Source organism: Providencia sp. SP181, from assembly GCF_050446505.1.
GTDB lineage: Bacteria > Pseudomonadota > Gammaproteobacteria > Enterobacterales > Enterobacteriaceae > Providencia > Providencia vermicola.
Window position 1 is genome coordinate 168,289 of record NZ_JBBPXM010000007.1, and the last position, 17,466, is coordinate 185,754.

At 42.8% G+C, this 17,466-nt stretch carries 16 protein-coding genes; 15 read left to right on the plus strand and 1 reads right to left on the minus strand.

The window, feature by feature from the left end; genetic code table 11:
• The first annotated feature begins 75 nt into the window (after positions 1 to 75).
• The 15 genes from greB (at position 76) to hemN (ending at position 15,967) form a co-directional block, all read left to right on the plus strand.
• Positions 76 to 561 (plus strand): transcription elongation factor GreB, encoded by a 486-nt coding sequence (greB, locus tag AABS66_RS13725; protein WP_206084992.1) that lies wholly within the window; start codon positions 76 to 78, stop codon positions 559 to 561.
• A 114-nt stretch (positions 562 to 675) separates the two neighbouring features.
• On the plus strand, positions 676 to 1,395 hold the full coding sequence (gene ompR, locus AABS66_RS13730; RefSeq protein ID WP_042847751.1) for a two-component system response regulator OmpR: 720 nt from the start codon (positions 676 to 678) through the stop codon (positions 1,393 to 1,395).
• Positions 1,392 to 2,723 (plus strand): two-component system sensor histidine kinase EnvZ, encoded by a 1,332-nt coding sequence (gene envZ, locus AABS66_RS13735; RefSeq protein WP_206084984.1) that lies wholly within the window; start codon positions 1,392 to 1,394, stop codon positions 2,721 to 2,723. The genes ompR and envZ overlap by 4 nt, the downstream gene beginning before the upstream one ends.
• Before the next feature lie 260 nt (positions 2,724 to 2,983).
• Positions 2,984 to 3,817 (plus strand): hypothetical protein, encoded by an 834-nt coding sequence (locus AABS66_RS13740; RefSeq protein WP_430225045.1) that lies wholly within the window; start codon positions 2,984 to 2,986, stop codon positions 3,815 to 3,817.
• A gap of 314 nt (positions 3,818 to 4,131) precedes the next feature.
• On the plus strand, positions 4,132 to 5,175 hold the full coding sequence (gene pstS, locus AABS66_RS13745) for a phosphate ABC transporter substrate-binding protein PstS (protein WP_206084975.1): 1,044 nt from the start codon (positions 4,132 to 4,134) through the stop codon (positions 5,173 to 5,175).
• Positions 5,176 to 5,284: 109 nt separating this feature from the next.
• Positions 5,285 to 6,241 (plus strand): phosphate ABC transporter permease PstC, encoded by a 957-nt coding sequence (pstC, locus tag AABS66_RS13750; RefSeq protein ID WP_206084973.1) that lies wholly within the window; start codon positions 5,285 to 5,287, stop codon positions 6,239 to 6,241.
• 1 nt (position 6,242) lies between these two features.
• Positions 6,243 to 7,124, plus strand: a complete 882-nt coding sequence (pstA, locus tag AABS66_RS13755) for a phosphate ABC transporter permease PstA (protein ID WP_206084971.1) — start codon at positions 6,243 to 6,245, stop codon at positions 7,122 to 7,124.
• A gap of 37 nt (positions 7,125 to 7,161) precedes the next feature.
• The gene (gene pstB, locus AABS66_RS13760; protein WP_206084970.1) at positions 7,162 to 7,938 is read left to right on the plus strand and encodes a phosphate ABC transporter ATP-binding protein PstB; all 777 of its coding nucleotides are present in this window, start codon (positions 7,162 to 7,164) and stop codon (positions 7,936 to 7,938) included.
• Positions 7,939 to 7,951: 13 nt separating this feature from the next.
• Positions 7,952 to 8,662, plus strand: coding sequence for a phosphate signaling complex protein PhoU (gene phoU / locus AABS66_RS13765; protein ID WP_206084968.1), 711 nt, complete (start codon positions 7,952 to 7,954; stop codon positions 8,660 to 8,662).
• A gap of 736 nt (positions 8,663 to 9,398) precedes the next feature.
• Positions 9,399 to 10,238: an ABC transporter substrate-binding protein gene (locus AABS66_RS13770; RefSeq protein ID WP_206084966.1), complete on the plus strand. Its 840-nt coding sequence runs from the start codon at positions 9,399 to 9,401 to the stop codon at positions 10,236 to 10,238.
• Positions 10,239 to 10,349: 111 nt separating this feature from the next.
• Entirely contained in the window at positions 10,350 to 11,102 is a 753-nt protein-coding gene (locus tag AABS66_RS13775; protein WP_206084964.1) for an amino acid ABC transporter permease, read from the plus strand.
• A gap of 1 nt (position 11,103) precedes the next feature.
• The gene (locus tag AABS66_RS13780) at positions 11,104 to 11,856 is read left to right on the plus strand and encodes an amino acid ABC transporter permease (protein ID WP_206084963.1); all 753 of its coding nucleotides are present in this window, start codon (positions 11,104 to 11,106) and stop codon (positions 11,854 to 11,856) included.
• A gap of 181 nt (positions 11,857 to 12,037) precedes the next feature.
• A complete protein-coding gene (locus AABS66_RS13785; protein WP_206084961.1) occupies positions 12,038 to 13,372 on the plus strand; it encodes an NCS2 family permease in 1,335 nt (444 codons plus the stop codon).
• A 369-nt stretch (positions 13,373 to 13,741) separates the two neighbouring features.
• A complete protein-coding gene (gene yihI, locus AABS66_RS13790) occupies positions 13,742 to 14,260 on the plus strand; it encodes a Der GTPase-activating protein YihI (protein WP_272538917.1) in 519 nt (172 codons plus the stop codon).
• A 333-nt stretch (positions 14,261 to 14,593) separates the two neighbouring features.
• Complete coding sequence (gene hemN / locus AABS66_RS13795) at positions 14,594 to 15,967, plus strand: oxygen-independent coproporphyrinogen III oxidase (protein ID WP_206084958.1); 1,374 nt, start codon at positions 14,594 to 14,596, stop codon at positions 15,965 to 15,967.
• Between the two features lie 268 nt (positions 15,968 to 16,235).
• Here the strand turns inward: hemN and ampC are convergent, their stop codons facing one another.
• Positions 16,236 to 17,384 carry a class C beta-lactamase gene (ampC, locus tag AABS66_RS13800; protein WP_430225046.1) on the minus strand — a complete coding sequence of 383 codons (1,149 nt, stop codon included), beginning with the start codon at positions 17,382 to 17,384 and terminating at the stop codon, positions 16,236 to 16,238.
• Positions 17,385 to 17,466 lie beyond the last annotated feature (82 nt).

Consider the following 17,466-nt stretch of genomic DNA (forward strand, 5'->3'; position numbering starts at 1 on the left):
ATTGGTAGGAAAGTCTCAGATTATGTTCTATAAAATATTATCATTTTTGTACTTATTGACTAATATTCTAAGGTTATGGCGAAAAGTCTATTAATAACGCGTGAAGGTTGGGATACGCTCGACAAAGAGCTTAAGTATCTGTGGAAAGAGGAACGGCCTAGAGTGACCCAATCGGTCTCAGAGGCTGCGGCACAAGGCGATCGCTCAGAAAACGCTGAATATATTTATGGTAAAAAAAGGCTGCGTGAGATAGACCGACGCATTCGTTTTTTATCTAAAAGATTGGATCAACTCAGGATTATCGAGCCAGATCCTCGCCAAGAAGGCCGTGTCTTTTTTGGTGCATGGGTTAAACTTGAAGATGATAATGAAAATATCAGAATATTCCGCATAGTTGGCGCGGATGAGTTTAATCCTGCAAAACAATGGATTTCAATTGACTCTCCTGTTGCACGCGCTCTGATTGGTAAGCAGGTTGATGATGAAATTACGGTGAACACGCCTGGTGGGGATGTCACCTATTTTGTTTTAGAAATAAGCTATAAACCACTAACCGCCTGAAGTGTAAAATGATTCATTAAATCTATGGTTAATGGTAAATTAGTGAACATTAAACGTGTTTTTGTTTACTTTTAGAACAATAATTTGAAAGATGCACATCTTGAGGGCTACAAAATGCAGGAAAGTTATAAAGTTCTTGTCGTCGATGATGATATGCGTTTACGTGCACTGCTGGAGCGTTACCTCACTGAACAAGGCTTTCAGGTCAGGAGTGCTGCAAACGCCGAACAAATGGACAGGATCCTGACGAGGGAATCTATTCATCTGATCGTGTTAGATTTAATGCTTCCAGGTGAAGATGGCCTATCAATCTGCCGTCGTTTACGTAGCCAAAATAACCCAATCCCGATCATTATGGTTACGGCAAAGGGTGAAGAAGTTGACCGTATTGTTGGTTTAGAAATCGGGGCGGATGACTATATTCCTAAACCGTTCAACCCACGTGAGCTGCTGGCTCGTATTCGCGCCGTATTACGCCGCCAAGCAAATGAATTGCCAGGTGCGCCATCTCAGGATGACGCAGTCATTACCTTTGGTAAATTTAAGCTAAATCTTGGAACGCGTGAAATGTTCCAAGGTGATGAAAATATGCCACTGACCAGTGGCGAGTTTGCGGTATTAAAAGTGTTGGTTTCTTATCCAAGGGAGCCGCTATCTCGTGACAAGCTCATGAGCCTAGCAAGAGGCCGCGAGTACAGTGCGATGGAACGTTCAATTGACGTTCAAATTTCGCGTCTGCGCCGCATGGTTGAAGAAGACCCAGCGCACCCACGCTATATTCAAACGGTTTGGGGCTTGGGCTATGTGTTTGTTCCGGATGGAAGTAAAGCATGAAGCGACTGAGGTTCTCACGACGTAGTACATTTTCTCGTTCGTTGTTTTTATTTGTTGCGCTGCTGTTCGCGAGCTTAGTGACCAGCTATATGGTGGTATTGAATTTTGTTGTGATGCCTAGCTTACAACAATTCAATAAAGTCCTTGCGTACGAAGTTAGAACATTGATGACCGAGAAAATGGTTCTACAAGATGGGACCTCAGTGCGGGTTTCCCCCGCTTTGCGTAAGAAAATCTACAATGAATTAGGTATTACGTTCTATGCCCATTCTGCTGCCATGGAGGAAGGGCTGAATTGGGCTAAAGAGTATGATTTTCTGAGCGAACACATGTCGCAATACTTAGGCGGTAAGGCAAATGTTCATCTTGAGCTTGGCCGTGAGTATCCGATTTTGTGGTTAACGTCTTATCTCGCCCCAGATATTTGGGTGCGAGTACCTCTGACTGAAATTGGTCAAAACCAGTTTTCCCTTGTTTTCAGGTATACCTTAACCATTTTCCTCACGATCTTTGCAGGGGTATGGCTGTATATTCGCTACCAAAACAAGCCATTACTTGAATTGGAGTACCATGCAGGGGAGGTCGGAAAGGGCTTTGTATTGCCCCCGATGCAAGAAAAGGGGGCAACGGAAGTTAGGGCAGCAATTCGGTCTTTTAACCACATGGCTGCTGGGATTAAAACCCTTGAAAATGACCGAACTGTCTTGATGGCAGGGGTTAGCCATGACTTAAGAACACCATTAACTCGTATCCGCTTAGCGACAGAAATGATGAGCCCAGAAGACAGCTATCTGGCAGAGTCTATCAACAAAGATATTGAAGAGTGTGATGCGATTATTGGCCAATTCATGTCTTACCTGAAAACAGGTCAAGAGATGGATATGGAATTCTGCGATCTCAACGCGATTCTGATGGAAGCAGTCAATTCAGAAAGCAGTGTGGTTGGCGAAATCGAAACGGCGTTAGAACCTGGATCCATGATTGTGAACGGTAACCCGTTGGCCATCAAACGTGCAATCACTAATATGATTGTAAATGCGTACCGCTATGGAAATGGCTGGATCAAAGTCAGCAGTGGAAAAAACGAAGATTTTGTCTGGTTCCAAGTGGAAGATGACGGCGCGGGTATCAAAGACGAAGATATCCACCGCTTATTCCAACCGTTCGTGCAAGGCGAAAAAGCACGAAGTAATACAGGGACAGGCCTGGGGCTAGCGATTATACGCCGTATAGTGGACGCCCATGAAGGGAGCATTGAGATCCACAAAAGTGAGCGCGGCGGGTTTGCAATACGGGCTTTACTTCCTCTTAAAGAGAAAGAAGACTGATATGCCTACAACTTGCACTATTTAGAGCTATCTTTCTAAAATAATGCCATTAATTGGGCTCCAATTGTTTTGGGCCTTTCCCTGAATTTTCATATCTGCACGGTTGCGTCCAGCTGCTCGGTGCTGGATTCTTAATACCACCCGCTTAATAAATTTCCTTCTTATCTGTTCATTTATCAATGTCAGAATCGTTATATAAAAGACGCAATAGGTACCTTGTTTGGATAATCAGTGCAAATAAAATCATTATGGTAAATATTATGTCAGTTCATATTAGTGCAACTAAAATCATTCATAGTTTATCCAAAAGCTTAAAAACATGCTCAAATTTTTTATTTAATAAAAATAAAGGGAGTGTTTCGGGGCAGATGAAAAATGTAATGAATACGAATATTACAAATGTTTTACAAAAGGAAAAGAAAATAACACTGAAGGAACCGGTAGTTGGCAACTCGATTACAAAAGTTGCTGTACAACCATCAGAAAAACAAGCTGAACCAAAGCTATCCACCGCTTTACCAATGTCGATATCTCAGCCAGTATCACCACCACCACCACCACCACCAATGCTTGATACTCTTCCAATACAACGATTACCAACAACTGAATTACCTAAACATGAAGTGTCAGTTAGGACAGAGGCAAACCATACGGTATTAAATCGACAGTTGACAGATAAAGTCGCCTCAGGTTTATTTGAAGAAATGGCAACCTTGCAAAGGTTTAAGGATGCGGGAAAGGAATGCAATAAGCCAGAATATGCCGCAAAGGAACTGACTGAAAGTGAAGCAGCAGTGCTAAAATTGAAAAATTCAGTTATTAAAAAGAATCAAAAAGTAGCAGGTTTTTCTGCTGCTAGTCTTGAAGAAAGTTCACTATTTAGGAAATTACAGGCAAAAGCGAAAATGGAAGACGATATTAGTCCTAAAAAACCTTCTTTAGAATCAACTTGTTCTCCTGCTATTAACAAATATATTGAACATGAAAGACAGTCGAAAAAAGATCTAGAAGCAAAAAAAGAAAGTATGAAAGCTGAGCTGATTGCTAGAGTCGCTAATCCAATGCTACGTAAAACAGGGATTAAGCTATCGTAATGTTATTTTGTTTTTTCTTTCGATAAACTCGCGAATGCGGGTTTATTTTTTTATAGATAAAATAATTTAAGACTTTTTTATGACAATACATCATTTCGTTATTATGGATGTTTTTTTTCTGACTTATTGATTTTATTTGAAATTAAACATATTCCTTTTTGTTTTTTTCCTAAGCTAGGTGTGAATACAGTCAATTGTCATAAAACTGTCATAAAAACGACATGTTGTCGTAACTAAATTGTCCTATTTTTCCTACCGTGACATACACCCAACAATTTTATACTTGATTGTTTCTATACATCCCCGGAGGGATTATGAAAATGACGCGTACCACCTTAGCAAGCGTAATGGCAGCAACTTTGTCTCTGACTGCAATGTCTTCTTTTGCTGCTACCAGCCTGACCGGAGCTGGCGCGACCTTCCCTGCTCCTGTTTATGCGAAGTGGGCAGACTCTTATCAGAAAGAAACAGGTAATAAAGTGAACTATCAGGGGATTGGCTCTTCTGGTGGTGTAAAACAGATTAATGCAAAAACAGTTGATTTCGGTGCGTCTGATGCGCCATTGACTGATGAAAAACTAAAAGAAGATGGTTTGTTCCAATTCCCTACCGTTATTGGTGGTGTGGTATTGGCGGTTAACGTAAAAGGCATCGAATCAGGTCAACTGACTTTAGATGGCAACACATTAGGTGATATCTATTTAGGTAAAATCACCAAATGGAATGACCCAGCTATTGCAAAATTAAATCCGAAAGTGAGCTTACCAGACCAAGCTATTGCGGTGGTTAGACGTTCTGATGGTTCAGGTACTACATTTGTTTTCACCAGCTACTTAGCAAAAGTAAGTGCGAATTGGAAAGATGAAATTGGTGCGGGCTCAACCGTTAACTGGCCGAAAAACAGCGTAGGCGGTAAAGGTAACGATGGTGTTGCCGCATTCGTACAACGTCTGCCAGGCTCTATCGGCTATGTGGAATATGCTTACGCAAAACAAAATAATCTTGCGTATACTAAGTTAGTTTCTGCGGATGGCGAAGCGGTATCACCAACAGGCGAAAGTTTCAGCGCAGCAGCGAAAAAAGTTGACTGGTCGAAGTCGTTTGCTCAAGACCTGACTAACCGTGATGGTGCAAACGCATGGCCAATCACGTCAACAACGTTCATCTTAGTACACAAAGAACAAGCCAATGCTGAAAAAGGCAAAGCCGTTCTCGACTTCTACAACTGGGCGTACGATAAAGGCGGTAAACAAGCAGAAGCGCTGGATTACGCCGTTTTACCTCAAGAGGTTGTAACAGCTGTTCGTGCAGCATGGAAAACAGAAATTAAAGATAGCCAAGGTAAAGCATTGTTCTAATGCACCTCGGGTTGGAAATGGCGGGTAAGTACTGAGGAACAGGGCTTACCCGCTCATTGTTGTAACACAATCCTACAGTACAAGTAGGAATGGAAAGAGAACAAAGCGCATGGCCGAAAAAACAACGGCATTTAGAGCTCCCAGCAAATCAGGTGATGTAATTTTTGGTGCACTGGTAAAGATTGCCGCGCTAATCACTTTGTTAATGCTAGGTGGCATCATTATTTCCCTTATTTTTGCGTCTTGGCCAAGTATGCAGAAGTTTGGGTTTTCGTTTTTATGGACCAAAGAGTGGGATGCGCCTGCAGAACAGTTCGGTGCCCTTGTGCCAATCTATGGCACCATTGTAACCTCGTTAATCGCCCTGATTATCGCCGTCCCCGTCAGTTTCGGTATCGCGTTGTTCTTAACGGAGCTTGCGCCAAACTGGCTAAAACGTCCATTAGGGATTGCTATTGAATTGCTTGCCGCCATTCCCAGTATCGTTTACGGGATGTGGGGCTTATTCGTTTTCGCACCACTATTTGCAGAATATTTCCAAGAGCCAGTTGGCAACGTGATGTCGAGTATTCCAATTGTCGGTGAATTATTTTCAGGCCCTGCATTCGGGATAGGTATTTTAGCGGCGGGGATTATCCTCGCGATTATGATTATTCCATACATTGCGTCTGTTATGCGTGATGTGTTTGAACAAACCCCTGTGATGATGAAAGAGTCAGCCTACGGGATTGGCTGTACCACTTGGGAAGTGATTTGGAACATCGTATTGCCGTATACCCGTAACGGGGTAATAGGCGGGGTGATGTTAGGGTTAGGCCGTGCATTGGGTGAAACCATGGCGGTAACCTTCGTGATTGGTAATACCTACCAGCTCGATAGTGCATCCCTCTTCATGCCAGGAAACAGTATTACTTCCGCACTAGCGAATGAATTTGCGGAAGCAGAAAGTGGCTTACATACCTCAGCGCTGATGGAACTTGGGCTTATCCTGTTTGTTATCACGTTTATTGTGTTGGCGATTTCCAAGTTGATGGTAATGCGTCTTGCGAAGAATGAGGGGCGTTAATATGTCAGAATATCAACCTTTTATCGTCAATGAGAAAGAACGCGCACGCCGTCAAGCATGGCGCCGCCAAGTTAACAGAATGGCACTGCTTGTCTCAATGTTGACCATGGCATTCGGGCTGTTCTGGTTAGTGTGGATTTTATTTTCGACGGTGACCAAAGGGATTGACGGTATGTCCCTTAACCTGTTTACCGAGATGACGCCACCACCAAATACAGAAGGTGGTGGTTTAGCGAATGCGATCGTCGGAAGTGGTTTATTAATCCTGTGGGCTACCGTGATTGGAACACCTTTAGGGATTTTAGCGGGGATTTACTTGGCAGAATACGGTCGTAAATCATGGCTAGCATCTGTGACCCGCTTTATTAATGACATTCTGTTATCAGCACCATCTATTGTTGTTGGTCTGTTTGTGTACACCATCGTGGTTGCGCAAATGCAGCACTTCTCTGGATGGGCAGGGGTGATTGCGCTGGCATTGCTGCAAATCCCTATTGTTATTCGTACCACTGAAAACATGCTGAAACTGGTACCAGATAGCTTGCGTGAAGCGGCTTATGCTCTTGGAACGCCGAAATGGAAAATGATTTTATCCATTACATTAAAGGCATCTGTATCTGGGATTATTACAGGGATCTTACTGGCAATTGCGCGTATTGCGGGAGAAACCGCACCGCTCCTGTTTACTTCACTGTCGAACCAGTTCTGGAGTACAGATATGAGCGAACCCATTGCTAACTTACCTGTAACGATTTTCAAATTCGCAATGAGCCCATTCTCCGAATGGCAAGAGCTCGCATGGGCTGGGGTGCTGTTAATTACCCTGTGTGTCCTGCTGATTAACATCATTGCCCGCGTTGTGTTTGCACAGAAAAAACACTAAGCGCCCAGATAAATAAAGATTTAGAGAGAAAGTAACCATGATTAATGCAAATGAAATTGCAAACAGTAAAATTAAAGTCCGTGACCTCAACTTCTTTTATGGCAAGTTTCACGCACTGAAAAATATCTCTTTAGACATTGAAAAAAATAAAGTTACAGCGTTTATCGGCCCATCAGGTTGTGGTAAATCGACGTTATTGCGTACGTTTAATAAAATGTATGAACTGTACGGTGAACAACGCGCTGAAGGTGAAATTTTACTGGATGGTCAAAATATCCTGACGGACAAACAAGATATCGCATTATTACGTGCAAAAGTGGGGATGGTGTTCCAGAAACCAACGCCATTCCCAATGTCCATCTATGACAACATTGCATTTGGTGTGCGTTTATTTGAAAAGCTATCTCGCGTGGAAATGGATGAGCGCGTGCAGTGGGCACTTACCAAAGCAGCGCTGTGGAATGAAACCAAAGACAAATTGCACCAAAGTGGTTACAGCTTGTCGGGTGGGCAGCAACAACGTCTGTGTATTGCGCGAGGTATTGCAATTCGCCCAGAAGTGTTATTGCTGGATGAGCCTTGTTCAGCATTGGACCCTATTTCCACAGGGCGTATTGAAGAGTTAATCAGTGAGTTAAAATCAGAGTATACGGTCGTGATTGTTACCCACAACATGCAACAAGCGGCACGTTGTTCTGATTACACAGCATTTATGTATTTAGGTGAACTGATTGAGTTTAATCATACCGATAAGATGTTCACCACCCCAGAAATGAAACAAACTGAAGATTATATTACTGGCCGCTACGGTTGATATGGAGCCGACGATGGATACGCTGAATCACAATAAACATATATCTGGGCAGTTCAATGCGGAACTGGAACATATCCATACTGAATTAATGACAATGGGAGGGCTGGTCGAAGAACAGCTCACCAAAGCCATTACGGCAATGCATAACCAGGATGAAGCCCTAGCGCGCGAAGTTATCGAAAATGACCACAAAGTCAATATGATGGAAGTGGCCATTGATGAAGAGTGCGTCAAAATTATTGCCAAGCGCCAGCCAACGGCGAGTGACTTGCGACTGATTATGTCAATTTCAAAAACGATTGCGGAGTTGGAAAGGATCGGCGACGTTGCCGATAAAATCTGCCAAACCGCATTGGAGAAATTTTCGCAGCAACATCAGCCGCTTCTCGTGAGTTTAGAATCGCTAGGCCGCCACACAGTGCAAATGTTGCATGATGTGCTAGATGCGTTTGCGCGAATGGATCTCGAAGAGGCGATTCGTATTTACCGCGAAGATGAAAAAGTTGACCAAGAGTACGAAGGCATTGTCCGTCAGCTTATGACCTATATGATGGAAGACCCGAGAACAATTCCAAGCGTATTGACGGCGTTGTTCTGCGCACGCTCAATCGAGCGTATCGGCGACCGCTGCCAAAATATCTGTGAGTTTATTTTCTACTATGTGAAGGGGCAAGATTTCCGGCATGTAGGTGGTGATAATTTAGAAAAAATGCTCACCAAATAAATTTTCGTCATCCTTCGTGCTGTGGCGGTGTTGGCTGTACTCGGCTACTCGGGTCACATACTTGTGTATGCTCCCCGAGATATCCTCGCTTGCCGCCTAGCCACAACGCGAATGATTTAGAAAATTAAATACTAGCTATGCTTTGTGCTGTGACGGTGTTGACTGCACTCACTTACCCAAGTCACATACTTGTGTATGCTCCTAATTTTCGTCACCCTTCGTGCTGTGGCGGTGTTGGCTTCATTCGGCTACTTGGGTCACATACTTATGTATGCTCCCCAAGCTATCCTCATTTTGCCGCCTAGCCACAACACGAATGATTTAGAAAATTAAGTACTAGCTATGTTTTGTGCAGTGGCAGTGTTGGCTGTATTCAGCTACTCGGGTCACATACTTTAGGGGGAACTGTGTTTGCCGCCTTGCTACAGCACGAACTATTTAGAGCATTGATGCTGGTTATGGGCGATTGCAGGCATGAGGTTAATGCATTCGATAGCCTATCTATTTCGATGAATACACTAAAACGTTTTTATACAGACTTTCTTCTTGCTCAATAAGAGTCTATTGATGGTGTAAGCCATATTCGGGGGCCTTTGTTACAAAGTTTGCCCCTTTTTTGTACTTCTTTATATTCCATTTGGTTATAAATATATTATTTAATATTATTTCAGGTGCTAAGAGATAGTTGATAGCTTGTGATGGTCGATTTACATAAATTTACCACTAGGGGTATTCAATGAAAGCTCGTATTCTGACGACTGTTTTACTTACAGGTTTGGCGCTGACAGCGAATGTCGCTAGCGCAGATAAATTAGATGATATTAAACAAGCGGGTGTGATCCGTATTTCCGTATTTGATAGTAACCCACCGTTTGGTTTTATTGACCCACAAACAAAAAAATTAGCGGGTTATGACGTTGATATCGCACAAGAAATTGCAGATGGTTTAGGTGTAAAACTTGAACTGCGTCCAACGAACCCTGCAAACCGCATCCCACTGCTGACATCGGGTAAAGTAGACTTGATTGGTGCGAACTTTACGATTACCGATGAGCGTGCAAAACAGGTTGATTTCTCAATCCCTGATTTCGCCACGGGCCAAAAATTTATTGCCCGTAAAGGTGTATTAAAAACCCCTGATGATATCAAACCACTGCGTATTGGTGCAGATAAAGGAACGGTGCAGGAAGTGACGCTGCGTGAACGTTTCCCTGACACTAAAGTGATTTCTTATGATGATACTCCGCAAGCATTCGCAGCGCTGCGTAATGGTAACGTGCAAGCTATCACGCAGGATGATGCAAAACTAGTGGGATTACTAGGTAACTTACCTGAGAAAGTCAAAGCGGACTTTGAAATTTCCCCCTTTAGCTTAACCAAAGAGTATCAAGCTCTGGCAGCTAGCAAAGGCGAAACGCGCTTAGTGGAAAACGTGAATGAAACGCTGCTGAAATTGGAAAAAGACGGTAAAGCTGAAGTCATTTATAACCGTTGGTTTGGTCCAGACACGAAAGCGGCACAACCACGCGGTGACTTCAAATTTGCCCCATTGAGTGAGCAACAACCACAGTCGTAATCGACAATAGCAAGTACTGAGTGATTTGAAACCCTGCACTGTGTGCGGGGTTCTTGGTTATACGGGGTGAGGTTTTTCGTCACAGGGTGTGAAAGAAATAGGTCGTGAACTATGTTTGAGAAATTTGTCAGTGGTGATTTTTGGTCTGCACATCTTCTAGCGCCTCAGTACCTTGAATGGTTCGGTTATGGCTTTGTTTTAACAGTCTGGATTTCGATTTGCACCATTATTGCCGCCACCTTTTTAGGGTTTTTAGTTGCATCAGCAAAGGATAGCCAGATTGCTCTTTTGCGTTGGGCAGTCAGTATCTATATTTCTATTTTTAGAAACACGCCTTTGTTGGTGCAGTTATTTTTTTGGTATTTTGCCTCGGGGGAAATACTGCCTTCAGCCGCAATGGAATGGCTAAATACTCCCCATGAAATCAACATATTTGGGCTTACCGTGGGTTGGCCGTCCTTTGAGTTTTTAGCAGGTTTTATTGGGTTAACGTTATATACCGTCCCTTTTATTGCGGAAGAAATTCGTGCAGGGATCCGTGGGGTACGCCAAGGGCAAAAATATGCCGCGTTCGCACTGGGGCTCACTTCATGGCAAGCAATGAAATTAGTGGTCTTGCCTCAAGCAGTCAAAATCGCAATGCCGCCGTTGTTGGGGCAATATATGAATGTCGTGAAAAATTCCTCATTAACCATGGCAATTGGCGTCGCGGAGCTCTCTTATGTGTCTCGTCAAGTTGATAGCCAAACGTTACAAACCTTCACCGCATTTGGTGTGGCCACCGTGTTGTATATCGCCATTATTGCCCTGATGGAAGGCTGGGGACAATGGCGCTTGCAACGAAACTTGGCTCAGGGGGTATAATATGGACTTTTCAGTGATCGAGCAAAATTGGCAATATTTACTGTTTGGTACTTTCCCTGATGGCCCGTTAGAAGGGGCAGCGTTGACACTCGTGATTAGCCTGCTAGCAGGGGCGGCATCGATTGTCTTAGGGACACTAGGTGGTATTGCTTTGGCAATGTTACGTGGTTTTTGGGTTAATTTATTCGCGGCAGTTTTAGGCTTTTTCCGTGCAATTCCAGTCATCATGTTAATATTTTGGACTTACTTCTTGTTGCCCATTTTGTTAGGTACGGAAATTCCTGGGATCACCACGGTGGTTTGTGCACTCGCCTTAATCACTTCTGCTTATTTAGCACATGCTGTGAAAGCAGGGATCTTAGCGATAGGTGCAGGGCAATGGCAGGCAGGGTTGTCCCTTGGTTTTAACCGTTGGCAGGTATTGTGGAATATCGTTTTACCTCAAGCATTGCGAATGATGGTGCCGTCATTTATCAACCAATGGGTGGCGCTGATTAAAGATACCTCATTAGCCTATGTCGTTGGTGTGGCTGAGTTATCTTTCTTAGCAACTCAAGTGAATAACCGCGAAATGGTTTACCCGTTGGAAGTTTTCTTATTCGTGGCATTTATCTATTTTGTGATGTGTTTTACGGTAGAAATTGTTGCCAATGTGGTGGCGAAAAAACTCAGTGCACAAAACGGCCCGCACAAGTCTGTGGTAAAACGCAGTTTATTGTTTTGGCGTAGACAAAAATTACTGGCGCTATCCTAAATTTTAATGGCGGTTTTTATACCGCCATTCTCCAAATTCTATTTTTATTCTTTTTCTTGATTCATCGCGTTGTATCAGTTAGTTAGGACATTTTGCCTGTTGATTTTTACGCAATCGTTTTCTTTTTCGATTTTTAATTGTAGTATAGGGCGAAAAAAACTTTTTTTGGGCGCGATATCTAATGAGTAATCAATCTTCTAGCTCGGCACAATCGCAGAGCTTGTTTCAGCGTGTTTTTAAATTGCAAGAACACGGCACAACCGCACGAACTGAAGTTGTTGCTGGCTTCACGACCTTCCTGACGATGGTGTATATCGTCTTTGTTAACCCACAAATTTTATCAATTGCAGGCATGGATATTAAAGCTGTGTTTGTTACCACCTGCTTGATTGCCGCTATAGGCAGTATTTTGATGGGCTTATTGGCTAATTTACCGATTGCGGTCGCACCAGCGATGGGGCTGAATGCCTTTTTTGCGTTTGTGGTAGTTGGCGCGATGGGGTATTCATGGCAAGTCGCAATGGGTGCTGTTTTCTGGGGCGCAGTTGGCTTGTTTATCCTGACATTATTCCGCATTCGTTATTGGATTATTGCCAATATTCCCTTGAGTCTACGTGTGGGGATCACCAGCGGTATCGGTCTGTTTATTGCGATGATGGGGCTGAAAAACTCGGGTATTATCGTGGCAAACCCAGACACTTTGGTATCTATTGGTAACTTAACACATCATAACGTATGGTTAGGGGCGTTGGGCTTCTTTATTATCGCCATCTTAGCGGCGCGTAATATTCATGCGGCGGTGTTAGTGTCGATTGCGGTGACCACCTTAATTGGTCTGGCGCTGGGCGATGTAAAATACACAGGCATTTTCTCTATTCCACCAAGTGTTACCAGCGTCGTTGGGCAAGTGGACTTCGCTGGCTCATTAGATTTAGCGTTATCTGGCGTGATTTTTGCTTTCATGTTAGTCAACTTGTTTGACTCATCGGGCACCATGATTGGTGTGACTGACAAAGCGGGGATCACCAATGAACGTGGGACTTTCCCTCGTATGAAGCAAGCCCTATATGTTGATAGCTTAAGCTCTGTAGCGGGTTCGGCGATGGGAACCTCATCAGTCACCGCGTATATTGAAAGTTCTTCAGGGGTATCAGTTGGTGGGCGTACGGGGTTAACGGCAGTTGTTGTGGGTATCTTATTCCTATTAACCATGTTTATCTCTCCACTTGCGGGTATGGTTCCTGCTTATGCAACTGCAGGTGCATTGATTTACGTGGGTGTGTTGATGACTTCAAGTCTGACTCGCGTGAAATGGGATGACTTAACTGAATCAGTACCTGCGTTTATTACCGCAGTTATGATGCCGTTTAGCTTCTCGATCACAGAAGGGATCGCGCTAGGGTTTATCGCATACTGTGCGATGAAAATTGGGACAGGGCGCTGGCGTGACTTGGGTCTGTGTGTGATTTTAGTCGCGGTTATGTTTCTGCTTAAAATGGTTTTAGTCGACGCCTAATACTCGTCATACTTCAAGCTGTGGTGTTGTTGTCTTCTCTCGGTTACTCGGGTCACATACTTATGTATGCTCCCCGAGATAACCTCGATTGACGCCTAGCCACAACTTGAATTATTTAGAATATTATTCAGTCTAATTTGTTTAGTGGCACAAATTTTTTAACATTATTTAATGAACTCATCATTTCTCTTTCTTCTATTCGAATCCCTCTACATGCAACACAAATTATTTAAGGTATAATCTATAAAGTACTATTGCGAAGGCAGGGTGGAATAAAAAATCCGCTGAAATTGCAAACTAGTGCTTTCCCCCTTTATGGGATCCTGCTAGATTTCGCAGCAGAAACTGACTTTATCAAGGTATCAGACCATGAATGCACCAAAAAAACCGACAGCTAAGCCAAAGAAAAAATACCGTAAAACCAAAGAAGAATTGAACGCGGAAGGCCGTGAACGTAAACGCGAGAAAAAACATCGTGGTCATAAAGCTGGCAGCCGTTATGAAGAACAAGCATCCAACAAGCAAAATGGTGGGCAAAACGCCTCTGCTGACCCGCGTTTAGGCAGCAAAAAACCAGTCCCTTTAATTGTGGATGAAAAACACATTACCAAACCTGTTGTTGAGAAAAAACAGCCAGTCGTTAAAGAAAAACTGACGCCTGAAAAAGAGTTAGAACTGTTAGAAAGCGATGATCGCTTAGATAGCTTACTTGCGCGCCTAGAAGATGGCGAAACGGTTAACGCTGAAGAGCAAAAATACATCAATACTTGTTTAGACCGTATTGATGAACTAATGAGTATTTTAGGCATTGAATATGCTGACGAAGAAGAAGAGGAAGAAGACGAAGATAAACTCGATGACATCATGCGCATCTTAAAAAGCAAATAACTTCGTTTAATCATCCCTCGCGCTAGCGGGGGATGCGTCTGTTTTTTCTACAAACACACTTTTCTTTGATGTTGCATCAAGTCTCTTTTTTCTAACATCTTTATAATACTAGTCATATTTAAAGCTGCAGCGTTGTTGGCTACGTTCATTCGCACGAGTCTCATACTTATGTATACTCCTAGCGACTCATTCACTTGCCGCCTAGCTGCAACTTGAAATATTCAGAATCTATAACGTTATGTATGCTATAAAATTTTTATACCACCGAATAACAAATTAAATAAGGTGCAACCCGTTGTCATGGTTTGAGCTTTTGGTCAATTGAGGAATGTTATGTCAGAGCAAAATATTGTTTGGGATCTTTCTCTCATTCAAAAATACAATTATTCAGGGCCACGTTATACGTCGTATCCCACCGCTTTGGAATTTAATCAAGACTATGATGAAAAAGCGTTTATTAGTGCGACAACGCGTTTTCCAGACCGCCCGTTATCGCTCTATGTCCATATTCCTTTTTGCCATAAGCTGTGTTACTTCTGTGGTTGCAATAAATTAGTGACACGCCAAAAGCATAAGGCGGATGAATATTTAAAAGTTATTGAAAAAGAAATTATTCAACGTGCATCTTTACTAAAAAACCGCACTGTCACACAAATGCATTGGGGCGGAGGTACACCAACTTATCTTGATAAAGCCCAAGTTAGTCATTTGGTCGGTTTATTGAAAAAACATTTTCATTTTGCAGATGATGTGGAAATGTCCATTGAAGTTGACCCGCGTGAAATTGAGCTTGATATGATTGATCACCTACGCCATGAAGGATTTAATCGCCTAAGCATGGGGGTACAAGACTTCAATAAAGAAGTTCAGGTGTTGGTAAATCGAGAACAAGACGAAGACTTCATCTTTGCCTTGATTAAACGCGCTAAAGAGACAGGCTTTACATCAACCAGTATTGACCTAATTTATGGTTTACCAAAACAGACGCCAGAAAGCTTTGCTTTTACACTGAAAAAAGTCGCTGAGTTATCACCCGACCGTTTAAGCGTGTTTAATTATGCTCACTTGCCAAATTTATTTGCCGCGCAGCGCAAAATTAAGGATGCGGATTTACCAAGTGCAGAACAAAAACTCGATATTCTACAAGACACGATTGCGACGTTAACCAAAGGCGGCTATCAGTTTATTGGGATGGATCACTTTGCCCGCCCTGAAGATGAACTTGCTGTAGCGCAGCGTGAGGGGATATTGCACCGTAACTTCCAAGGCTATACTACCCAAGGTGATTGCGATCTCTTAGGGTTAGGCGTTTCGGCGATCAGTATGTTAGGGGATAACTACGCGCAGAATCAGAAAGACTTAAAAACTTATTATGCACAAGTTGAAGAGCAGGGACATGCCCTGTGGCGAGGTTTAGTCCTAACTGATGATGATTGCTTGCGCCGTGATGTGATTAAAACGTTAATTTGTAACTTCCAACTAGATTTTGCACAAATAGAAGCTCTTTACCCGATTGATTTTAAATCTTATTTTAAAGAAGATTTGGAATTGCTAAAGCCAATGGCAGAAGATGGGCTGGTGGAAATAACCGAAACAGGTATTAAGGTGACACCGCAAGGGCGCTTGCTGATCCGCAATGTTTGCATGTGTTTTGATGTGTATTTGCGGGGGCAGATGAGGCAACGGCAGTTTTCCCGTGTCATCTAAATACTCTTCATATTTCGCCCTGTCGCGTTGTTGGCTGCGTTCGCTAACCCTAGTCACATACTTTATGTATGCTCCTAGGGCTTAGCTTCTCTTGCCGCCTAGCGATAGAACGAACTATTTTGAGTATTGAATATTCGTCATATTTCGCGCAATAGCGGCGTTGGCTTTATTCGGCTACTCGGGTCACATACTTTTGTATGCTCCCCGAGATATCCGAATTTTGCCGCCTTGCTCTAGCACGAACTATTTTGAGTATTACATTGTGATATCAATTCTGGTTATCAATCTTTTCAATTAGCTGATAAGCGGCATTAATGCGGTCGGGGATCGGATACCATTTATTGGCAAGGATCACCACGGCGACTTGTTCTTCTGGAAGAAACACGGCATAAGTGGCAAAGCCATTGGTTGACCCTGTTTTATTATAAAATGCACGGGTTTCTGGTGGCATTGCGGGTTTAATTGCTTCGACTTTTTGTGGCTGTAATGCCATTTCATCACGGTTACCTTGCTGTAATTGTGATAAAGAGACTGGCCACGGGTAACTTTCCCACATCATATCTTGCACAAATGAATCGGTTAGATATAACCCCGTGTGGGTATCTTCAACGGCTTCTTGCCACGATTTTGCGACTTTTACCGTTTGCATATTAATTTCAAGAAAACGAATTAAATCTTTCGCGTTCGATTTTAAACCATAAGCCTCAGCATCTAGAATTTGCGGGGTGACTCGTACAGGTTGGTCTTTTTTATTGTAGCCCTGTGCATAATTTTTTTGTTGATTCTTAGGCACATGAATATAAGTATGCTTGAGTCCAAGGGAAGGCAGCATCAATTTTTCCATGGCTTGTTCAAAAGGCATTTTTAACTGTTTGGCTGCCACAATACCTAATAATCCCACCCCTAAATTAGAGTATGAACGAAACTGACCAATCGCTTTTTCAGGGATCCAGTTTTGGTAATAACGCGTTAATTCCATTGAATTTGTTATTGTTTCAGGTACAAACAAAGGTAAGCCCGATGTATGGGTTGCAAGATTCATAACGCTAATGTGGTCAAAGGCAGAACCTTTTAATTCAGGCAGATAATGACTCACTGTTTGTGAAAAATCTAATTTTCCCTGCACTTGTGCATAGGCAGCCAAAGTTGCTGTGAAAGTTTTAGACAGCGATCCAATTTCAAACAGCGTATTGTTATTGACAGGCTCTTGGGTTTGTTTGGATTGCACGCCATAGTGGTAAATATAGCGTTTGCCTTCCATGGAAATGGCGACAGACATCCCTGGAATACCTTGCTTTTTCATCAACGGTTTAATGATGTTATCAACATCCTGTTGGCTTAACGCGTTGGCTGAAAGGGTCGTAAAAGCCAAACTAAGAGCGACAAAAATCCGCCCCTGACGAAAAAGATTTCTCATAGAGTTGTCCAATTAAATAAAAGTTTAAGTTATTGATAGCTGATTTTGAAAAGTACTTCAGTATGACAAATAAGTGCCGTAA

Bases quoted from the DNA above. Each gene is read 5' to 3' on its own strand.
- AABS66_RS13740 (WP_430225045.1), top strand. From the start codon at position 2,984: ATGTCAGTTCATATTAGTGCAACTAAAATCATTCATAGTTTATCCAAA.
- AABS66_RS13775 (WP_206084964.1), top strand. From the start codon at position 10,350: ATGTTTGAGAAATTTGTCAGTGGTGATTTTTGGTCTGCACATCTTCTA.
- greB (WP_206084992.1), top strand. From the start codon at position 76: ATGGCGAAAAGTCTATTAATAACGCGTGAAGGTTGGGATACGCTCGAC.
- ompR (WP_042847751.1), top strand. From the start codon at position 676: ATGCAGGAAAGTTATAAAGTTCTTGTCGTCGATGATGATATGCGTTTA.
- envZ (WP_206084984.1), top strand. From the start codon at position 1,392: ATGAAGCGACTGAGGTTCTCACGACGTAGTACATTTTCTCGTTCGTTG.
- pstS (WP_206084975.1), top strand. From the start codon at position 4,132: ATGAAAATGACGCGTACCACCTTAGCAAGCGTAATGGCAGCAACTTTG.
- phoU (WP_206084968.1), top strand. From the start codon at position 7,952: ATGGATACGCTGAATCACAATAAACATATATCTGGGCAGTTCAATGCG.
- yihI (WP_272538917.1), top strand. From the start codon at position 13,742: ATGAATGCACCAAAAAAACCGACAGCTAAGCCAAAGAAAAAATACCGT.
- pstC (WP_206084973.1), top strand. From the start codon at position 5,285: ATGGCCGAAAAAACAACGGCATTTAGAGCTCCCAGCAAATCAGGTGAT.
- AABS66_RS13770 (WP_206084966.1), top strand. From the start codon at position 9,399: ATGAAAGCTCGTATTCTGACGACTGTTTTACTTACAGGTTTGGCGCTG.
- ampC (WP_430225046.1), bottom strand. From the start codon at position 17,384: ATGAGAAATCTTTTTCGTCAGGGGCGGATTTTTGTCGCTCTTAGTTTG.
- pstB (WP_206084970.1), top strand. From the start codon at position 7,162: ATGATTAATGCAAATGAAATTGCAAACAGTAAAATTAAAGTCCGTGAC.
- pstA (WP_206084971.1), top strand. From the start codon at position 6,243: ATGTCAGAATATCAACCTTTTATCGTCAATGAGAAAGAACGCGCACGC.
- AABS66_RS13785 (WP_206084961.1), top strand. From the start codon at position 12,038: ATGAGTAATCAATCTTCTAGCTCGGCACAATCGCAGAGCTTGTTTCAG.
- AABS66_RS13780 (WP_206084963.1), top strand. From the start codon at position 11,104: ATGGACTTTTCAGTGATCGAGCAAAATTGGCAATATTTACTGTTTGGT.
- hemN (WP_206084958.1), top strand. From the start codon at position 14,594: ATGTCAGAGCAAAATATTGTTTGGGATCTTTCTCTCATTCAAAAATAC.